General features: G+C 36.6%; 1 protein-coding gene. It reads right to left on the bottom strand.

Annotation, left to right across the window (positions count from 1 at the left end; genetic code table 11):
• Positions 1–46: 46 nt before the first annotated feature.
• Positions 47–543: transposase (locus tag ABD006_RS17930; RefSeq protein ID WP_343844122.1), on the bottom strand; the 497-nt coding region annotated here is incomplete at its 5' end.

Here is a 543-nt window from a genome sequence, read left to right on the forward strand (position 1 = left end):
TGGTTCCAAGTCAAATGTTGGGGTGAGCACTTCGCTCACTCCTAATTTATGCGACCCGAACTTTTATATTTTTGTACTGATGATGTAATAACACCTTTAATCTAAAGCGACTAAACCGTCTAAAACCAAATGCATTTCGTTTAATGACTTTGGTTTGATTATTAATGCCTTCTACGAAGCCATTATGTAGATTATACGCAAAACTGTTCATAATCTCTTTCTGCCAGTTATGAAAGGTTTCAATCGCTTTTTCAAATTCCTTCATCCCTGAAGTCCTGACCAGATCATAAAATTGGTATAAGTGCTCTTTAATATCTTTTAACCCATGCGGGGCCAATTGCTTCGCTGTTTCAAACCATAAGCGATAAGCTTCCTTTAGTTGATAAGCTCTGTTTAACTCACTTGATTTTTCCCTGTAGTAATTTAAATACCATAACTGCTTGTCCGTTAAGTTTTCATAATGCTTATAAAACACGTGGCGCATTCGTTTGCACTTCTTACGATCGTAATCATCAAACTCATTTTGTACCTTCCTTCGCACTC

The organism is Salinibacillus aidingensis, from assembly GCF_039522525.1.
In the GTDB taxonomy this organism is placed as follows: domain Bacteria; phylum Bacillota; class Bacilli; order Bacillales; family Alkalibacillaceae; genus Salinibacillus; species Salinibacillus aidingensis.